Genomic DNA, 15876 nt, shown 5'->3' with positions numbered 1-15876 from the left:
ATCACGTGCCTCGGATGTGGTTCAGGATCGGCAGCCAGTTGTCCGGTGCCGTGTCGTCGCGCCAGGCTACGTGGTGGTCGGGGCGGATCAGAACCAGGCGGCGGCCCCAGCCGGCGCGGGCGAAGTCGTCGGTCAGGGGCAGGTGGGTCATCGGGATGCGCATCGCCCGGGCGGCCTCGCACAGTGCGGCGCCGGCGGCGTCCGCGGTCAGGTCGACCAGCGTGAGGCCCGGGGTCAGGTGGTCGAAGAGCTGTGAACCGTCGGCCAGCCGCAGCGACGGCGGCCGGCCGCCCGGGAAGGTGCTCGGGGTGCCGTGCGGGGCGCCGCGCTCGGGCCAGACGACGGGCGAGGAGGCGTACCGGCCGCCGAGGTCCTCGGTGGGCGGCGGCTCGTGGCGCAGGAACCCGGCCAGGTACTCCTGCGGCGCGCCGGCCGAGGAGAGGCGGCCGAAGCGGCGGCGGGACTCCAGGACGCGGGACAGCAGCTCGCGGTCCATCAGGGCGCACGGGCGGCGCTCGGCCTCGTAGCTGTCCAGCAGCGCCGGGCCGCCCCAGCCGTGGTGGACGGCGGCGAGTTTCCAGCCCAGGTTGACCGCGTCGGCGACGGACGTGTCCGGGGAGCCGGCGGCCGGGTGGAAGCGGTGGGCCGCCTCGCCGGCCAGGAACACGACGCCGCTCCGGTACGACGCGGCGACCTCCAGGGCGTCGGTCCACTCGCGCACGCCGAGGACCTCCGAGGGCTCGATGCCGGCGCCCAGCGCGGCGGCGAGCGCCTGGGCCGGGTCGCCGGACGGGGACGGGACGTGGGCCAGCCACACGTCGCGCTCCTCGCGGGACAGCAGGATGAGGGCGCCGACGACCAGCGTGGACAGGCCGGGGCCGCGGGAGCGCAGGGCGAGGTCCTTGCTGCGGAAATGGATCCCGCGGTACGTCACCGCCGGCGCCAGCCCGTCCAGCCCGATGCCCGCGGCCTCGCGGACCGTGCTCTGGGCGCCGTCGCAGCCGACCAGGAAGCGGGCCCGCAGCCGGTGCTCGGTGCCGTCGCGGGCGTCCAGGGCCGTGGCGGTCGCGGCGTCCTCGGAGATGGTGACGCCGGTGCAGGTCCAGCCCTCGCGCAGGTCGACGAGCGGGGACGCGCGCAGGGCGGAGCGCAGCAGCTGCGCGAGCGCTGTGCCGAAGATCTCCTGGTGGTGCTCGGCCGGGGCGGTGCCGTCGTTGACGGTGGCGTAGCGCCGGCGGAGCTGGTTGACCGAGGGGCGCTGGGCGATCAGGGCCGGCGGGCGGTCCAGGCCGGGGCTCCAGACGACGTCCGTGGCGGCGTCCGGGTCGACGCCGGCGCGGCGGATCGGCGCGGCCAGCGACAGGCGGCGCAGCAGCTCCATGCTGCGCCCGCCCAGGCGGTCCACGTCGTCGTGGCGGGGCAGGCCGGGTGCCCGCTCCAGCACGGTGCACGGCACGCCGTGGTGGGCGAGCTCCAGGGCCAGGACGGCGCCGGCCGTGCCCGCCCCGACCACCAGCACGGGGGTTCGCAGTACCGCTTCAGCAACCACGAGGCAGATTGTTGTGACTCACGGTGATCAAGGGGTACAACCTTTCGGCCCCAAGCCGTCGTGCCGGTACGGTCCGTTCACCCGCCGTTCGGATGCCCCGGCTCCGTGAAAAGCCCTTCTTTCGGCCGGTTCGGGGAGGCCGGGCCGTCCGTAGCCTGGAACCGTGACGGTGGAACGGATCGGGATCGCGGCGGGGGCCGGGCTGGTGCTGGCGGGCACGGCGTTCGCGCTGGCGGCAAGCTGGGGCGGCCTCTCCTGGGTGCCCGGGCTGGTGGCCGGGGCGCTGGTGCTGGCGCTCGCGCTCGTCCCCCGGGCGAATCCCGTGGCCGCGGCGGTGGCCGGGATCGGCATCGCGGCCGTGGCGGTGGTCCTGGCCCGGGTCGAAGGCTGGCCGGTCGAGCCGCAGCCGGGCCTGGCGATCGGGCTGGCCGCGCTGGTGGCCACGGCGGTGCGGCGGCTGGACACGCCGAGGGCGGCGGGGATCGCCGGGGCGGCCCTGGCGGTGCTGGCCGTCGGGCCCATCGTCTCCGCGCATGCCGCCTCCGGCGGCGCGGCCGTCGTGGCCGTGGCCGACGTGCTGGCCTGGGTCGCCGGGGCCGGGATCGGGCTCCTGCAGAAGCACGGCCGGCAGCGGCGGCGCGAGGCCATCGACGCGGTCCGGCGGGAGGAGCGCCTCGCCCTGGCCCGGGAGCTGCACGACGTCGTGGCCCACCACGTGACCGGGATCGTGGTGCAGGCGCAGGCGGCCCGGGTGGTGGCCCGGCGGCGGCCGGAGCGCCTCGAGGAGTCGGTCGCCGGCATCGAGTCCGCCGGGTCGGAGGCGCTCACGGCGATGCGGCGGGTGGTCGGGCTGCTGCGCGACGAGGGCGACGCGGCGCCGACGAGTGACGGCACGGAGAGCCTCGAGGCCCTGACCGGCCGGTTCGACCAGCAGCCGGTCCGCCTGGAGCTGGACGCCGACCCGAGCGCCTGGCCGCCGGAGCTGGCCGGCACGGTGCACCGCATCGTGCAGGAGGCGCTGACGAACGTGGCCCGGCACGCGCGGTCGGCGACGGCGGTCACGGTGCAGGTCCGGCAGCGCGACGGGGTGGTGACCGTCGAGGTGGCCGACAACGGGACGCCGGAGAAGGCGGGCTACGGGCTGATCGGGATGCGGGAGCGGGTCGAGGCGCTCGGCGGCACGCTCGACGCCGGGTTCAAGGTCGAGGCGCGGATCCCGGCATGACGATCCGGGTGCTGCTCGCCGACGACCAGGCGATGGTCCGCGGCGGGCTGCGGATGATCCTGGAGGACCAGGACGACATCGAGGTGGTGGCCGAGGCCGGCGACGGCGTCGAGGCGATCGAGGCGGCCCGGCGGCTGCGGCCCGACGTGTGCCTGGTCGACATCCGCATGCCCCGGCTCGACGGGCTGGAGGTGACCCGGGCGCTGGCCGGCCCGGGCGTGGCCGAGCCGCTGCGGGTCATCGTGGTCACCACGTTCGACCTGGACGAGTACGTGTACGGCGCGCTGCGCGGGGGCGCCGCCGGGTTCATCCTCAAGGACGCCGGGCCGGCGCTGCTGGTCGAGGCGGTGCGGGCCGCGCACGCGGGCGATGCGCTGGTGTCGCCGTCGATCACCGTACGACTCCTGAAGCACCTGAGAACGCCGGGGAGGGCCGCCGCGACCGACGCGCGGCTGTCCGGGCGGGAGGTCGAGGTCGTGCGGCTCATCGCGCGGGGGCGGACCAACCAGGAGGTCGGGGCCGGGCTCTTCATCTCGCTGAGCACGGTGAAGAGCCACGTGTCGGCGATCCAGACCAAGCTGGGGCTGCGCAACCGGGTGGAGATCGCGGCGTGGGCATGGGAACACGGGATCGCCGGCGACGTGCGCTGGTCCCCCGAGCGAGCTACGGGCAACTGTCCACCGCGCGGTGACGATCCGGGGCCCGGGAATCCATAGCGTTCAACGTATGAGACTGCTGCTGCAATTCGGGACCATCGTCGTCGTCTCCCTGGCCGGGAGCCTGGCCGTCGCCGCCGTGGACGGCCACGCGTGGCTCACGCTGATCCTCGGCGTGGCCACCGCCATCGCCACGATCGCCGCGTACCGGTGGGTGGTGCGGCGCGTCGGCGCTACGCTCGCCCGGTGATCGACCTGCGGCGGTACCGCGACGGCGCGCTGGCGCTGGCCATCGTCGTCGCCTCGGTGGTGCCGGTGCTGCGCGGGCACGGCACGCAGGTGGGCGACCTGCCGACCCGGCCCCTCGACGCGGCGGCGCTGGCGGTGATCGCGCTGGAGTGCCTGCCGCTGGTGGTCCGCCGCCGGTGGCCGGCCGTCTGCCTCGCGCTGACCGGGGCCGGCTTCGCGGTGGACCAGCTGCTCGCGTACCACCTGGCGTCGGGCCTGGCGCTGCCGATCGCGCTGTTCAGCGCGGGCGCGCACCTGCGGCGGCACCGGCGGGCGGTCGCGGCGGCGGCCTCGGCGGCCTACCTGCCGCTGGCGGTGGCGCTGGACCGGCTCGGGGCGACCGAGGGGGTCACCGGGTTCGCGACGTTCTATCTGGTGCTGACCATTCCCTGGTTCGTCGGGGCGTGGCAGCGGCGGGCCCGGGAGGCGGAGGCCGCGGCGACCCGGGCCGCGGAGCGCGCGCGCATCGCCCGCGACCTGCACGACGTGGTCACCCACCACGTGACGGCGATGGTGGTGCAGGCGGAGGCGGCGCGGTACCTCACCGCCGCCCCCGACCGGCTCGACGCCGCCCTGGCCGCGGTCAGCGACACCGGCCGCGGCGCGATCGCCGACCTGCGGCACCTGCTCGACCTGCTCAACCCCGAGCACGGCGGGGAGCTGGACGCCCTGGTCGAGCAGGCCCGCCGCTCCGGCCAGCCGGTGGAGTTCACGCAGGACGGCACGCCCCGGTCCTCCGTCGTGCTGTACCGGGTGGTGCAGGAGGCGCTGACCAACGCCATGAAGTACGCCCACGGGAGGCCCACCGCCGTCCGCGTGCAGCACGGCCCGGCGGAGGCCCACGTGTGGATCAGCACCGAGGGGCCGTCCGTGCAGCACATCGGCGGCGGAGGCCGTGGGCTGGCCGGGCTGCGGGAGCGGGTCGAGGCGCTCGGCGGGGACTTTCGAGCGGGCCCGGAGCCGGAGGGCTTCGTCGTGAGCGCGAGGATCCCGGCATGAGCATCAAGGTGCTGGTCGCCGACGACCAGGCCCTCATCCGGGCCGGGTTCACCACGATCATCGACGCGCAGCCGGACCTGGAGGCGGTCGGCGAGTGCGGGGACGGGCGGGCCGCGGTCGACCTGGCCCGGCGGCTGCGCCCGGACGTCGTCGTCATGGACGTGCGCATGCCGGTGCTCGACGGGATCGGGGCGACCCGGGAGCTGGCCGGGGCCGGCGTGCCCGACCCGGTGAAGGTCCTCGTGGTGACGACGTTCAACCTGGACGAGTACGTCTACGAGGCGCTGCGGGCCGGCGCGAGCGGCTTCCTGCTCAAGGACGCGCCCCCGGCCCAGCTGCTGCAGGGTATCCGCACCGTGGCCGGCGGCGCCGCCCTGCTCGCCCCGGAGGTGACCCGGCAGCTGGTCGGCCGCTACGCCACCCGCATCCGCCCGGCCGAGGACCGCTCCGCCGGGGTGCCGCTCACCCCGCGGGAGCTGGAGGTGCTGCGGCTCATCGCCGACGGGATGTCCAACGCCGAGATCGCGGCGACCCTGGTGATCAGCCAGGAGACCGTGAAGACGTACGTCTCCCGCATCCTCACCAAGCTGGACCTCCGCGACCGCGTGCAGGCCGTGGTCTACGCCTACAGGCGCGGCATCGTGGCCTGAGCGGCCCGCACCAGCCCCGCCACCGCGAGGGAGCGGCTGTGCGCGGGCCAGGCGATCACGGTCGTCACCAGCGGCGCGTCGGGCACCGGCACGGCGGCGAGGTCGGTGCGCAGGTGCAGCCGGACCGACTCGGGCAGCACCGCCGCCGCCCGGCCCAGCGCGATGAGCTGGAACAGCTGCGCGTTGTCGCGCACCTCCGGGCCGGGGCCGTCCGGATAGCTGCCGTCGCGGTGCGGCCAGCGCGGCAGCGGCAGGCCCGGCAGCACGGCCGCCTCGGCCATCGTGAGCTTCTCCAGGGCGGCGCTCGGGTGCCCGGCCGGCACGATGGCGACCTGCCCCTCGGTGCCGAGCTCCTCGTAGTCGAAGCCGGCGACCGAGTCGAACGGCAGGTGCAGCAGCGCCACGTCGGCCCGGCCGTCGCGCAGCAGCCGCTCCTGCTCGCCGATGCCGCACAGCTGCACGTCGACGGCGACCGCGCCCGGCTGGGCGGCGTAGCCCGCGAGCGTCCGGGGCAGCAGGTCGGCGGCCGCGCCGGCCTTGGTGACCAGCACGAGACCGGGCCCGCCGGACGCCGCCCGGCGGGTGCGGCGGTCGGCGGCGTCGACCGCGTCGAGGGCGGCCCGGCCCTCGCGCAGCAGGACCGCTCCGGCCTCGGTCAGGGCCACCGCGCGGCTGGTGCGCTCCAGCAGCGTGACGCCGAGGCGGCGCTCCAGCTGGCGGATCGCGCGCGACAATGGGGGCTGGGCGATGCCGAGGCGCTGGGCGGCCCGGCCGAAGTGCAGCTCCTCCGCGACGGCGACGAAGTACCGCAGCTCGCGCGTCTCCATGCCGCCACCGTAGCGCGGATTCATACCCGTCCGGTATCGCCGCGCACCCAGACGGTGTTGGTCCGCGCACGGGGACGGGGCCAGGATCGAACCATGAGCGAACGGACGATCGCGCTGGTCACCGGCGCGAACAAGGGCATCGGGTACGAGATCGCGGCCGGGCTGGGGGCGCTGGGCTGGAGCGTCGGCGTCGGCGCCCGCGACCCCGAGCGGCTCGAGGAGGCGGTGGGCAAGCTGCGGGCGGCGGGCGTGGACGCGTTCGGGGTGCCGCTGGACGTCACCGACGACGCGAGCGTGGCCGCCGCGGCGCGGCTGCTGCAGGAGCGGGGCGGGCGGCTCGACGTGCTGGTCAACAACGCCGGCATCACGGGCGGGCGGCCGCAGGAGCCGACCGTGGTCGACCCCGGCCTGGTGCGCGACGTCGTGGAGACCAACGTGATCGGCGTCATCCGGGTCACCAACGCGCTGCTGCCGCTGCTGCGCCGCTCCGCCTCGCCGCGGATCGTGAACATGTCCAGCAGCGTCGGGTCGATGGCCCGGCAGGAGGCGGCCGGCCCCGGCGAGGGGCAGGGGCCGATCTCGGCGGCGTACGCGCCCTCGAAGAGCTTCCTCAACGCCGTGACCCTGCAGTACGCCAAGGAGCTGCACGGGTCGAACATCCTCATCAACGCCGGGTGCCCGGGCTTCTGCGCGACCGACCTCAACGGCTTCCGCGGCTACCGGACCGCCGAACAGGGCGCCCAGGTCGCGATCCGGCTCGCCACCCTGCCCGACGACGGCCCGAGCGGGAAGTTCTTCGACGACGACGGCGAGGTTCCCTGGTAGGAGGCGCGGCCTGGTCGGGCGCGGCCGCGCTCGCCGCGGTGCAGCCCGTGCCCGGCGAACGCGACCGTGCGCCTGGAACTGCACATGACGGTGCCCGGCCCGCAGCGCCTGGCCGCTCCCCTGGTGCGCCGCAACCTCACCGGCGACGCGAACCGCCTTCGGACCGTCCTGTCCGGGTCGAGGTAGTTGGCTAGCCCGCCAGCGCCAGGGCGGCGAAGTCGGGGCGCTCGGATGGGCGGCCGAAGAGGTAGCCCTGCACGTAGCGGTAGCCCATGCGGTACAGCGCGTCGGCCTGTTCGTGCGTCTCGACGCCCTCGGCGATCGCGGTCAGCCCGAGGTGGTTGGACACGTCGATGAGGGCGGTCGCGATCACGGACTGCTCCCCCGGGCCGGCCACGTCGTCGACGAAGGACTTGTCGACCTTGAGCACGTCGACGGGGGCGGTGCGCAACAGGCCCAGCGACGAGTGGCCGGTGCCGAAATCGTCGAGGGCGATCCGCACGCCGAGGGCCTTCACGGCGCGCAGCGCGTCGAGCGCGGTGGAGCTGTCGAAGACCGCCGTCTCGGTCACCTCGACCGTCAGGCAGGCGGCGGGGAGGGCGGTCTCGCGCAGTACCGTCGCCACCAACGCCGGGAAGCCGGGCTCGGACAGCTGTCGGGCCGAGACGTTCACGCTGACCCGCTCGGGGGCGGCCGGGCCCAGCTCGGCCCGCCACGCCTGCAGGCGCTCGCAGGACTCCCGCAGGATCCAGGCGCCGAGCTCGACGATCAGGCCGTTGTGCTCGGCGACGGGCACGAACTCGACCGGGTTGACCAGGCCCCGCTCGGGGTGCCGCCAGCGCACCAGCGCCTCCACCGAGGACACGCGGCCCCCGGGCAGCTCCACGATCGGCTGGTACACCAGGAAGAACTGCCCGTCGTCGAGCCCGGTGCGCAGCTGCGCGCCGAGCTCGGCGTGCTCGGTGGCCCGCTCGTCGAGGATCGGCAGGTACCGCTGCTGCCGCCCGCCGTTGACCTTGGCGGCGTACATGGCCACGTCGGCCCGGCGCAGCGGCTCGAACGGGTCGGTGGTGCCGGCGCTGTCGGCCACGCCGATGCTGGCCCGCACGAGCAGCCGGTGCGACCCGGCGGACAGCGGCTGCTCGAGCGAGGCGACGACGCCGGCCACGATCCGGTCGGCGACCTCGGCGGGGGTGCGCGGCATGAGGATGGCGAACTCGTCGCCGCCGAGCCGGGCCACGGTGTCGCCCGGGCGCACGACCCGGGTCAGCCGCTCGGCGACGGCGGTCAGCAGCCGGTCGCCGACGCCGTGGCCGAGCCGGTCGTTGATGCCCTTGAAGTCGTCGAGGTCGATGAGCGCCACCTGGGCGGCCGGCCCGGTGGCCAGCTCGGCGCGGATGCCGGCCTCCAGCGCCCGCCGGTTGGCCAGCCCCGTGAGCTCGTCGCGCAGCGCCATCCGGCGCACCTGCCGGACCAGGCCCGCCATCCGCACGACGACCAGCAGGAACAGCGCGGCGGCGCAGACCCCGACGGCCAGCCACTCGATGTGGTTCGGCTCCCAGAAGCCCTGGACGACCAGCACCGCCGGGGCGAGCAGCGACGAGCAGGCCAGCGCGGCCAGCCGCACGCTCGCCGCCGGCAGGGCGTCGTCGCGGGGCGGGCCGACGGCGGCCCGGACCGAGGGGTGCAGCGCGGCGGCCGCCCAGCACAGGTATGCCAGCAGCCAGCCGGCGTCGAACAGGCCGCCGGAGTAGCCGGTGTGGGAGCTGACGACGGAGTAGGCGATGTCGGCCGTCAGCAGCGTGCACAGCGCGGTGACGAGCAGGCGGGTGCTTGCGTCGCGGCCCGCGCCCGAGACGGCCAGGCGGGCGACCAGCACCAGCAGCAGCACGTCGGCGGCCGGGTAGGCCAGCGCGATGATCCGCGTGGCGATCGGCGAGCCGCTGTCGTGGGCGATCGGCTGCATGACGAACGCCCACAGCACCAGTCCGGTGCCGGTGGCGAAGATCAGCGCGTCGACCACGGCCGGCCAGCCCGGCCCGCAGGTGCGGCGGCGGCCGAGGAGGAACACGCCGCCGAGCAGGAACGGGTACGCGCACAGGTAGAAGACGTCGGCCAGCGACGGGAACGGCTGGATGTGGGCGCCGAACTGGAAGTACGTGTAGACCCAGTCGCCGATGGACCACAGCCCGTTGCCGGCCGCGGCCAGCATCCAGGCCAGCCGGCGGGTCCGGTCGGTGCGCCGGGCCCCGGCGAGCATCGCGACGGAGGAGACGGCCCCGATCGCGTCGTAGGCGACGCTTCTGGCCAGGGAGCCCTGGGGCAGCAGGAAGTAGCCTCCGACCGCCACCGTCCCGGCGAGGAGCCACCACAGCCACCATCTGTCCCGCACCTGGTCGACATCGGCAGGGGCAGCGCCCGTCTTAGGGTGATCGGTACCATCCCGGCATGGCCCTGCTGTACCGTGCCGATCTCACTCCCGGCAAGCTCGACCTGCTCGCCCCCTGGCTGCCCGCCCGCCCCTGGTACCGCGGGCCGGCCGAGCCGCAGCTGGTCAGGGTGTCCGCGTTCCGGTTCGACGACCCCGCGGGCGCGGTCGGCGTCGAGACCATCCTCGTGCGGGCCGAGGAGGGCGGCCCGGTGTTCCAGGTCCCGCTGACGTACCGCGACGCGCCCCTGGCCGGCGCCGAGGCCTGGCTGCTGGGCACCGCCGAGCACTCCGTCCTGGGCACGCGCTGGATCTACGACGCGGCCGGCGACCCCGTCTACGCCGCCGCGCTCACCGCCGCCGTCCTCACCGGCGGCACCGAGGCCCGCGAGGAGATCTCGGTCGACGGCACCCTGCAGCCGCGCACCCCGGCGATGTCGGTCCGCGGCACCGGCGCGGCCGGCACGCCCGTCCCGCCGATCACGGCCGTCACCGCCGTCGCGGAGGCCGACCCGACCGTCATCACCACCGACGGGCCCGAGCTCGCCCTGGTCCGGGTGCTCGACGGCGGCCCGCACGCCGATGGCCCGGCCCTGCTGTGGGGCGACCGGGCGCTGGCGCTAGTTCGTGACATTTAAAAAGTCCCGAAAGTCGGTACAGTCCCTGGCATGACCGTCGACCGGGCGGTAGCCCCCGCCGCCCTCGGGCGGGCCGTGCTGCTCGGCAACGGCGCCACCACGCTGACCGCGGGGGGCACCGGGCTGCGCCTCGCCGCCGACCCGGGCCCGCCGCTGCTGGCCGCCGGCACCGCCGCCGCGGCCACCGCGGCCGGCCTGACCGCGCTGGCCTGGAACCCGTACGTCGTGCGCCACCCCGTCCCGGTCCTGCTCGCCGACACCTTCGCCGTCCTGGCCGTGCTGGCCGCCGACCCCGGCATCGCGTACTTCTGCGCCGCCGCCGGCGCGTCCGCCCTGGCCGGCGTCGTGCTCGGGCCCCGGGCCGTGCTCGTCGGCGCCGCGCACGCCGCCCTCGGCTACGCCGTCGCCGCCCGGGTGCTGGCCGGCGCCCCCGACCACGCCGAGTTCGTGCTCGCGTTCCCGATCGCCTGCGTGCTGGCCGCCGCGGGGGCCGCCGTCGCCACCGCGGCGCTGCGCCGGCACGTCGAGCTGTCCGTGCGGGTGGTCGCCTCCGCGCAGCGGGCCGCCGCGGCCGGCGAGCGCGCCAGGCTGGCCCGCGAGCTGCACGACTCGGTGGCCAAGACGCTGCGCGGGGTCTCCTTCGCCGCCCTCGCCCTGCCGCAGAGCCTGCGCCGCCACCCCGACCTCGCCGAGCGGCTCGCCGGCACGGTCAGCGCCGGCGCCGCGGCCGCCGCCCGGGAGGCCCGCGACCTGCTCGACGGCCTGCGCGCCGACGAGCCGGACCGCGACTTCGGCGACACCCTCGCCGACCTGTGCGCACGCTTCGCCGACCGGGTGCCGGTGCGCCTGGACGCCGAGCCGCTCGACCCGCCGGTCGCGGTCCGCTACGAGCTGTGCCGCATCCTGCAGGAGGCGCTGCGCAACGCGGCCGGGCACGCCGCCGCCACCTCGGTCGCCGTCCGGGTCCGCGGCCGCGGCGGCGTGGTCGAGCTCACCGTCGACGACGACGGGCGGGGCTTCGACGTGCCGCCCGACCCGGCCGCCCTGCGCGCCCGGCACCACTACGGCATCCTCGGCATGACCGAGCGGGCCCGGTCCGCCGGCGGTTCCCTGCGAATCGTTTCGAGACCCGGCACCGGTACGTCCATCCGGGCGACGATCCCGCTGCGCACCCCGGCCCGGGCATGATCGACCGGTGCATCGACGTGCTGATCGTCGACGACAACCCGATCGTGCGGGCCGCGCTGCGCGGCTACCTCGACTCGGCCGCCGACGTGGCCGTGGTCGGCGAGGCGGCCGACGGCCTGGAGGCGCTCGCCGAGGCGCGGCGGGCCGCCCCCGCCGTCACGCTGCTGGACCACCGCATGCCGGTCGCCGACGGGCTCTCCGTACTGGCCGACCTGTCCCGCCTGACCTCGGTGCTGGTCCTCACCAGCGACCCCGACCCGGACCTCATCGCCCGGATGCTGCACGGCGGCGCCCGCGGGTACCTCATCCACGGCGCGTTCACGCCCGGGGAGCTGCACCGGGCGGTCATCGCGGTGGCGTCGGGCTACGGCTGGCTCTCCCCGGCGGCGGCCGCGGTGGCGACGGCGTCGATGCGGGCGCGGCCGGTCGCGCGGCCCCGGCCGCGGTACGGGCTGACCCGGCGCGAGCAGGACGTGCTGGACCTGCTGGCCGAGGGGCTGTCGAACGCGGCCATCGCGCACCGGCTGCTGCTGACCGAGAAGACGGTGAAGAACCATCTGCACCGCGCGTACGCCAAGCTGCGCGTGACCAACCGGTCGGAGGCCCTGCTGCGCTGGACCGGCCGGAGTTGAGCCGTTCCCTGCGGTGGCTGGGCTGGTCCTCGCTCGCGGTGGCGGTGGCCGTGACGGTCGCGATCGTGCCGCCGATGGTGATGCCGTCGCCTGTTCCGGTCGCGCCTTCCCATGGCGTGCCGTCCGACGTCGCTTCGCCCGTCGCTTCGCCGGTTGGTTCGGCTATCGCCTCGCCGTCGTTCGCCGTGATCAGCCTGCACGCGGCCGATGACGCGAACCTCCGGAAGGGGGCTCGCGTCATCGACTGCGTTTCGTGTGACGGCGGGCGGCGGGTCGGGTACATCGGCGGACCCAACACGCTCGCCATCCGGGTGGCCGGCGTGCCCGCCGCCGGCGAGCGGACGCTGACGATCGTGTACGAGACGCAGGACCCGCGCACGCTGCGGATCGCCGTCAACGACGGCCCGGTGCACACCATGTCGCTGGCCGGGGCCGGCGACTACCTGATCCCGGCGCGCACCGAGCTGACCGTGTTCCTGCCCCGCGGTACCAGCTGGATCCGGTTCTTCAACGAGAACGGACCGGCGCCGGACATCAACCGCATCGAGCTGCGCTGAGCTAGAAGTCGCCGGCCGTGTTGCACTTGGCCTTCTGGACGATGCAGTTCTTCACCCGGTGCCCCTGGGCCGCGTTGTCCCAGGCGAGGAACGCGTCGCCGTGGATCGACGAGGCCATGCCGGACGACAGCGTGAACCCGTCGGCCGTCCCGCTCGCCGGGTAGGCCAGCAGGAACGAGATCGACGGGATCGCCACCGGGTAGGCCCCGCCGCACGCGCCGTTGTACGTGTACGCCACGTGCGACTTGTGGTCCGGGCTGTCCAGGTGCACGCCGTCCCAGCAGTCCGGGAAGACCAGCTGGAACATAAGCGTCGCGCCGGGCGCGCACAGCGGCCAGTTCCCGTCGGCGCTGCGCCCGACCTCCCCGCCGGGCCCGGCGCAGTAGAACTGGTTGACCGAACCGGCGGGCGTCGCCTGCTGCAGCTTGGCGTCCCCGGCGATCATCCGGAAGCCCTGCGGGAACGGCACGGTGCCGGTCGGGTCGCTCAGCCGCGAGCCGTAGTACACGACCACGGCCTTGGGCTCGACCACCGCCCCGTGCTCGTACAGCGTCGGCACCCAGTACGCCGAGAGGTCCGGCGCCGGCGCGCAGCTCGTCCCCGCGTTGGCGAGCAGGGAGTCGGCGGTCGAGTACGCGTTCGTGGAGTGGTTGCCGATGAAGCTGTGCATGTGCGAGGCGCCCGGCAGCCCCGGGAACACGATGGGGTCGTCCTTGTACGAGTGGCTGTAGGTGCAGGAGGCGTTGAACTCCGACACCCGCACCGCGTTCGCCGGCGCCGGGTCCATCGCCATGGCCCGGAACTCGGCCAGCTGCGCGTTCCACTTCGCGGGGTCCACGCTGACCCATCCGGGCGGCGTCGACGCGGTCGCCCCGGCCGTGAAGGAGAACCAGTTGATGTTCACGAAGTCCCGGCCGCCGGTGGTGTTGCGCATGACGGCGAACACGGTCTGCGGCCCCACCGGGTGGCTCGCCGCGGTGGCGGTCAGCGTGGCCCAGGACTGCCAGCCGCCGGTCGGCGCGACCGTGAACTGGACGAGCAGGGGCCCGGTCTGCGAACCGGTCCGCAGCTCGATGGTGCCCGTCCCGCCGGTGCCGGCCGACGCGACCCGGGCCGCGATGCTCAGCGCGCCGGCGGGGCCGAGGTCGACCCCGTCGTAGCGCAGCCAGTCCCCGTCGGCGAGGTAGCCGACGTCCTGCCCGCCGCCGGTGTCGACGGTGGTCTCCACTTGCGCTCCCGACTGTGCGGCGAACGCCTCCGCCTGAACGGTCACCGACGTGGCGGCGCCGGCCGTCGTCATCACCATGGCGGCGGTGACCACGAGGGCGGCCGCCGCCACGGTGAGACCTTTGAGATGTCGCACGAGATTCTCCCCACTGACGCTGGTGAATGTGGTGAGGGCTCGCACACCCTAGGGCCGACCGGCTGGGCCTGAAGACCCAGGCCGGGGGCCCAATTCCTGGGTCATTCCACGGTGAAGTCGGCCATCATCGCCATGTCCTCGTGCTCCAGGTTGTGGCAGTGCAGCATGAAGGTGCCGGTGTAGTCGGTGAACCGGACCGCGATCTCGACCGCCTCCGACGCACGCAGGTCCACGGTGTCCTTCCAGCCCGAGTCGTACGGCCCGGGCTCGGCCGCGTTGCGCGAGACCACCTGGAAGTGGTTGAGGTGCAGGTGGATCGGATGGTGGAAGTCGGTGACGAACCGCCACCGCTCCACCTCCCCCAGCCGCGGCCGGGCCAGCGCCCGCCCCGGCCGGTACTCCAGGTCGTTGATGCGCCACATGCCGTTCGCGGCCCGGTTGAACCGGAACGTGCGGGTGCGCACGGCCGGCGGCAGCGGCCCGGCGCCGGCGCTGAGCCGGTCCGGCACCCCCGAGTCGTCCCCGCGCCCGCCGCCGGTGACGTCGAAGCGCATGACGTCCCCGCCGTCGCGGTCCACCAGCCGCACCCTGGTCCCCGGCCGGTACCGCCCGAAGTCCACCACCACGTCGAACCGCTCGGCCGGCGCCACCTCGAGCGTGTCGTGCCTGACCGGCTTCTCCAGCAGCCCGCCGTCGCTGCCGATCTGCACGAACGCGCGCCCGCCCGGCGGCTGCGGGTCGAGCTCCAGCCGGTACCGCCGGGCGTTGGACGCGTTGAGCAGCCGCAGCCGGTAGCGGGCCGGGTCGACCTCGTGCACCGGCCACGGCAGCCCGTTGACGAGCACCACGTCGCCGAGGACGCCGTTCATGTACTCGTCGTCGCCCTCCGGATAGCGGAAGGACCCGTCCTCCTCGAAGGCCCGGTCGGTGATCATCAGCGGCAGCTCCCGCTCCCCCCGGGGCAGCGGCAGCGCGTCCTCCTCGTCGTCGCGGACCAGGTGGAAGCCGGCCAGGCCGCGGTACACGGCCGGCCCGGTGAACCCCATCCGATGGTCGTGGTACCAGAGGGTGGCCGCGCGCTGGGCCATCGGGTAGGTGTACGTCCGGCTCCCCTTGGCCACGTCCCCCATCGGCATGTCGCCGTGGTGGGCCATGGTGGTCGCCGTCTCCGGCAGCAGGTAGTCGATCGGGTACCCGTCGGCGGCCGCCGGCGTGTGCCCGCCGTGCAGGTGCACCACGGTGGCCTCGGACAGCTGGTTGCGGTGGGTCACGGCCGCCGGCCGCCCCGACCGGGAGACCACCGTCGGGCCGGGGAAGCTGCCGTTGTACGTCCAGGCGCGGGTCGTCAGCCCCGGCAGGATCCGCAGCTCGGCCTCGCGCTGCACGATCTGGTCGCCCTGCAGCACCGGCGGGACGACCAGTCGCGCCTCGAACGGCTTGGGCAGCGGCGCCCGGCTGCGCAGCAGCTTCCCGGGCCGCTTCGGCTCGAATATCGACCAGCCGAGCCCGGCCGCCACGAGCGCCGCCCCGCCGATCCCGAGCACCGCCCGGCGGTTCACCTTTCGTCCGTTCATGCCGGCACCTCGACCCGGTCGGTGTTCCCGGGAAGCGGGGTGCGCCAGGCCCAGGCGGCCGCGTGCGTCAGCCCGACCACCATCGCCACCCCGAAGGGCACGTGCAGCTCCAGGATCCGGAACACGCCGAGCACCCCCTGCAGCGCCAGCACCAGCGGCAGCGCGATCGCCTCGCGCAGCAGGCTGGCCGGCCGGTTGCGCCGCCCCGGCAGCAGCGCGACCACCAGATGCACCAGCGCGAGCAGCACCATCGAGAAGCCGACCGTCATGTGCCAGGTCAGCGCGACGTAGTGCCCGCTGAGGAAGCTGCCGGCCAGCAGCACCTGCGCGACGGCGAGCGCGGCGAGCGCCGCCGTGGTGCCCCGCATCACCATGTGGACCGTTCGTTCGCTCATGCCCGGCCATGCTGCCCCGCCGCGGCGGCCCGGTCGTCAGACCGCGGGCGCGTTTCACTACCACGCTGGTAGTACGTCGCGC

The 15876-nt window shown here is 75.1% G+C and carries 16 protein-coding genes; 10 read left to right on the top strand and 6 right to left on the bottom strand.

The genetic code is table 11. The features are described from left to right. Position 1: 1 nt before the first annotated feature. The gene (locus ABD352_RS29740) at positions 2-1549 is read right to left on the bottom strand and encodes an FAD-dependent monooxygenase (protein WP_344615820.1); all 1548 of its coding nucleotides are present in this window, start codon (positions 1547-1549) and stop codon (positions 2-4) included. A 163-nt stretch (positions 1550-1712) separates the two neighbouring features. On the opposite strand from ABD352_RS29740, the gene ABD352_RS29735 reads away from it, so the two are divergent. From ABD352_RS29735 to ABD352_RS29715, 5 genes are read left to right on the top strand one after another with little or no spacing between them, the layout of a single operon-like run. Then, positions 1713-2774, top strand: a complete 1062-nt coding sequence (locus tag ABD352_RS29735; RefSeq protein WP_344615819.1) for a sensor histidine kinase — start codon at positions 1713-1715, stop codon at positions 2772-2774. Then, the gene (locus ABD352_RS29730) at positions 2771-3490 is read left to right on the top strand and encodes a response regulator (protein ID WP_344615818.1); all 720 of its coding nucleotides are present in this window, start codon (positions 2771-2773) and stop codon (positions 3488-3490) included. The genes ABD352_RS29735 and ABD352_RS29730 overlap by 4 nt, the downstream gene beginning before the upstream one ends. A 10-nt stretch (positions 3491-3500) precedes the next feature. Continuing rightward, entirely contained in the window at positions 3501-3680 is a 180-nt protein-coding gene (locus ABD352_RS29725; protein WP_344615817.1) for a hypothetical protein, read from the top strand. Then, entirely contained in the window at positions 3677-4717 is a 1041-nt protein-coding gene (locus ABD352_RS29720) for a sensor histidine kinase (protein ID WP_344615816.1), read from the top strand. The genes ABD352_RS29725 and ABD352_RS29720 overlap by 4 nt, the downstream gene beginning before the upstream one ends. Then, positions 4714-5367 carry a response regulator gene (locus ABD352_RS29715; RefSeq protein ID WP_344615815.1) on the top strand — a complete coding sequence of 218 codons (654 nt, stop codon included), beginning with the start codon at positions 4714-4716 and terminating at the stop codon, positions 5365-5367. Before ABD352_RS29720 ends, ABD352_RS29715 begins: the two co-directional genes overlap by 4 nt. On the opposite strand, the gene ABD352_RS29710 is transcribed toward ABD352_RS29715, so the two are convergent. Next, positions 5343-6194: a LysR family transcriptional regulator gene (locus ABD352_RS29710; RefSeq protein ID WP_344615814.1), complete on the bottom strand. Its 852-nt coding sequence runs from the start codon at positions 6192-6194 to the stop codon at positions 5343-5345. The two genes, ABD352_RS29715 and ABD352_RS29710, sit on opposite strands and share 25 nt — an antisense overlap. A 93-nt stretch (positions 6195-6287) precedes the next feature. On the opposite strand from ABD352_RS29710, the gene ABD352_RS29705 reads away from it, so the two are divergent. Further along, positions 6288-7019 (top strand): SDR family oxidoreductase, encoded by a 732-nt coding sequence (locus tag ABD352_RS29705; RefSeq protein ID WP_344615813.1) that lies wholly within the window; start codon positions 6288-6290, stop codon positions 7017-7019. 190 nt (positions 7020-7209) lie between these two features. Here ABD352_RS29705 and ABD352_RS29700 read toward each other — a convergent pair whose 3' ends face one another. Continuing rightward, positions 7210-9411, bottom strand: a complete 2202-nt coding sequence (locus tag ABD352_RS29700; RefSeq protein ID WP_344615812.1) for a putative bifunctional diguanylate cyclase/phosphodiesterase — start codon at positions 9409-9411, stop codon at positions 7210-7212. Between the two features lie 56 nt (positions 9412-9467). Between ABD352_RS29700 and ABD352_RS29695 the strand changes: the two genes are divergently transcribed. From ABD352_RS29695 to ABD352_RS29680, 4 genes are read left to right on the top strand one after another with little or no spacing between them, the layout of a single operon-like run. Further along, positions 9468-10085 (top strand): CG0192-related protein, encoded by a 618-nt coding sequence (locus tag ABD352_RS29695; protein ID WP_344615811.1) that lies wholly within the window; start codon positions 9468-9470, stop codon positions 10083-10085. Between the two features lie 30 nt (positions 10086-10115). Beyond that, complete coding sequence (locus tag ABD352_RS29690) at positions 10116-11273, top strand: sensor histidine kinase (protein WP_344615810.1); 1158 nt, start codon at positions 10116-10118, stop codon at positions 11271-11273. After that, positions 11270-11905: a response regulator gene (locus tag ABD352_RS29685; protein WP_344615809.1), complete on the top strand. Its 636-nt coding sequence runs from the start codon at positions 11270-11272 to the stop codon at positions 11903-11905. The genes ABD352_RS29690 and ABD352_RS29685 overlap by 4 nt, the downstream gene beginning before the upstream one ends. After that, the gene (locus tag ABD352_RS29680; protein WP_344615808.1) at positions 11902-12462 is read left to right on the top strand and encodes a carbohydrate-binding protein; all 561 of its coding nucleotides are present in this window, start codon (positions 11902-11904) and stop codon (positions 12460-12462) included. The genes ABD352_RS29685 and ABD352_RS29680 overlap by 4 nt, the downstream gene beginning before the upstream one ends. A 1-nt stretch (position 12463) precedes the next feature. Here the strand turns inward: ABD352_RS29680 and ABD352_RS29675 are convergent, their stop codons facing one another. From ABD352_RS29675 to ABD352_RS29665, 3 genes are all read right to left on the bottom strand, one after another. Continuing rightward, complete coding sequence (locus ABD352_RS29675) at positions 12464-13825, bottom strand: DUF1996 domain-containing protein (RefSeq protein WP_344615807.1); 1362 nt, start codon at positions 13823-13825, stop codon at positions 12464-12466. A 101-nt stretch (positions 13826-13926) separates the two neighbouring features. After that, on the bottom strand, positions 13927-15399 hold the full coding sequence (locus tag ABD352_RS29670; protein WP_344615806.1) for a multicopper oxidase family protein: 1473 nt from the start codon (positions 15397-15399) through the stop codon (positions 13927-13929). Further along, positions 15396-15794, bottom strand: coding sequence for a hypothetical protein (locus ABD352_RS29665; protein ID WP_344615805.1), 399 nt, complete (start codon positions 15792-15794; stop codon positions 15396-15398). The genes ABD352_RS29670 and ABD352_RS29665 overlap by 4 nt, the downstream gene beginning before the upstream one ends. Positions 15795-15876: the final 82 nt, after the last annotated feature.

The sequence above is a fragment of the Dactylosporangium salmoneum genome, from assembly GCF_039532525.1.
Lineage (GTDB): Bacteria > Actinomycetota > Actinomycetes > Mycobacteriales > Micromonosporaceae > Dactylosporangium > Dactylosporangium salmoneum.
This window is presented reverse-complemented; position numbering and strand designations above follow the sequence as displayed.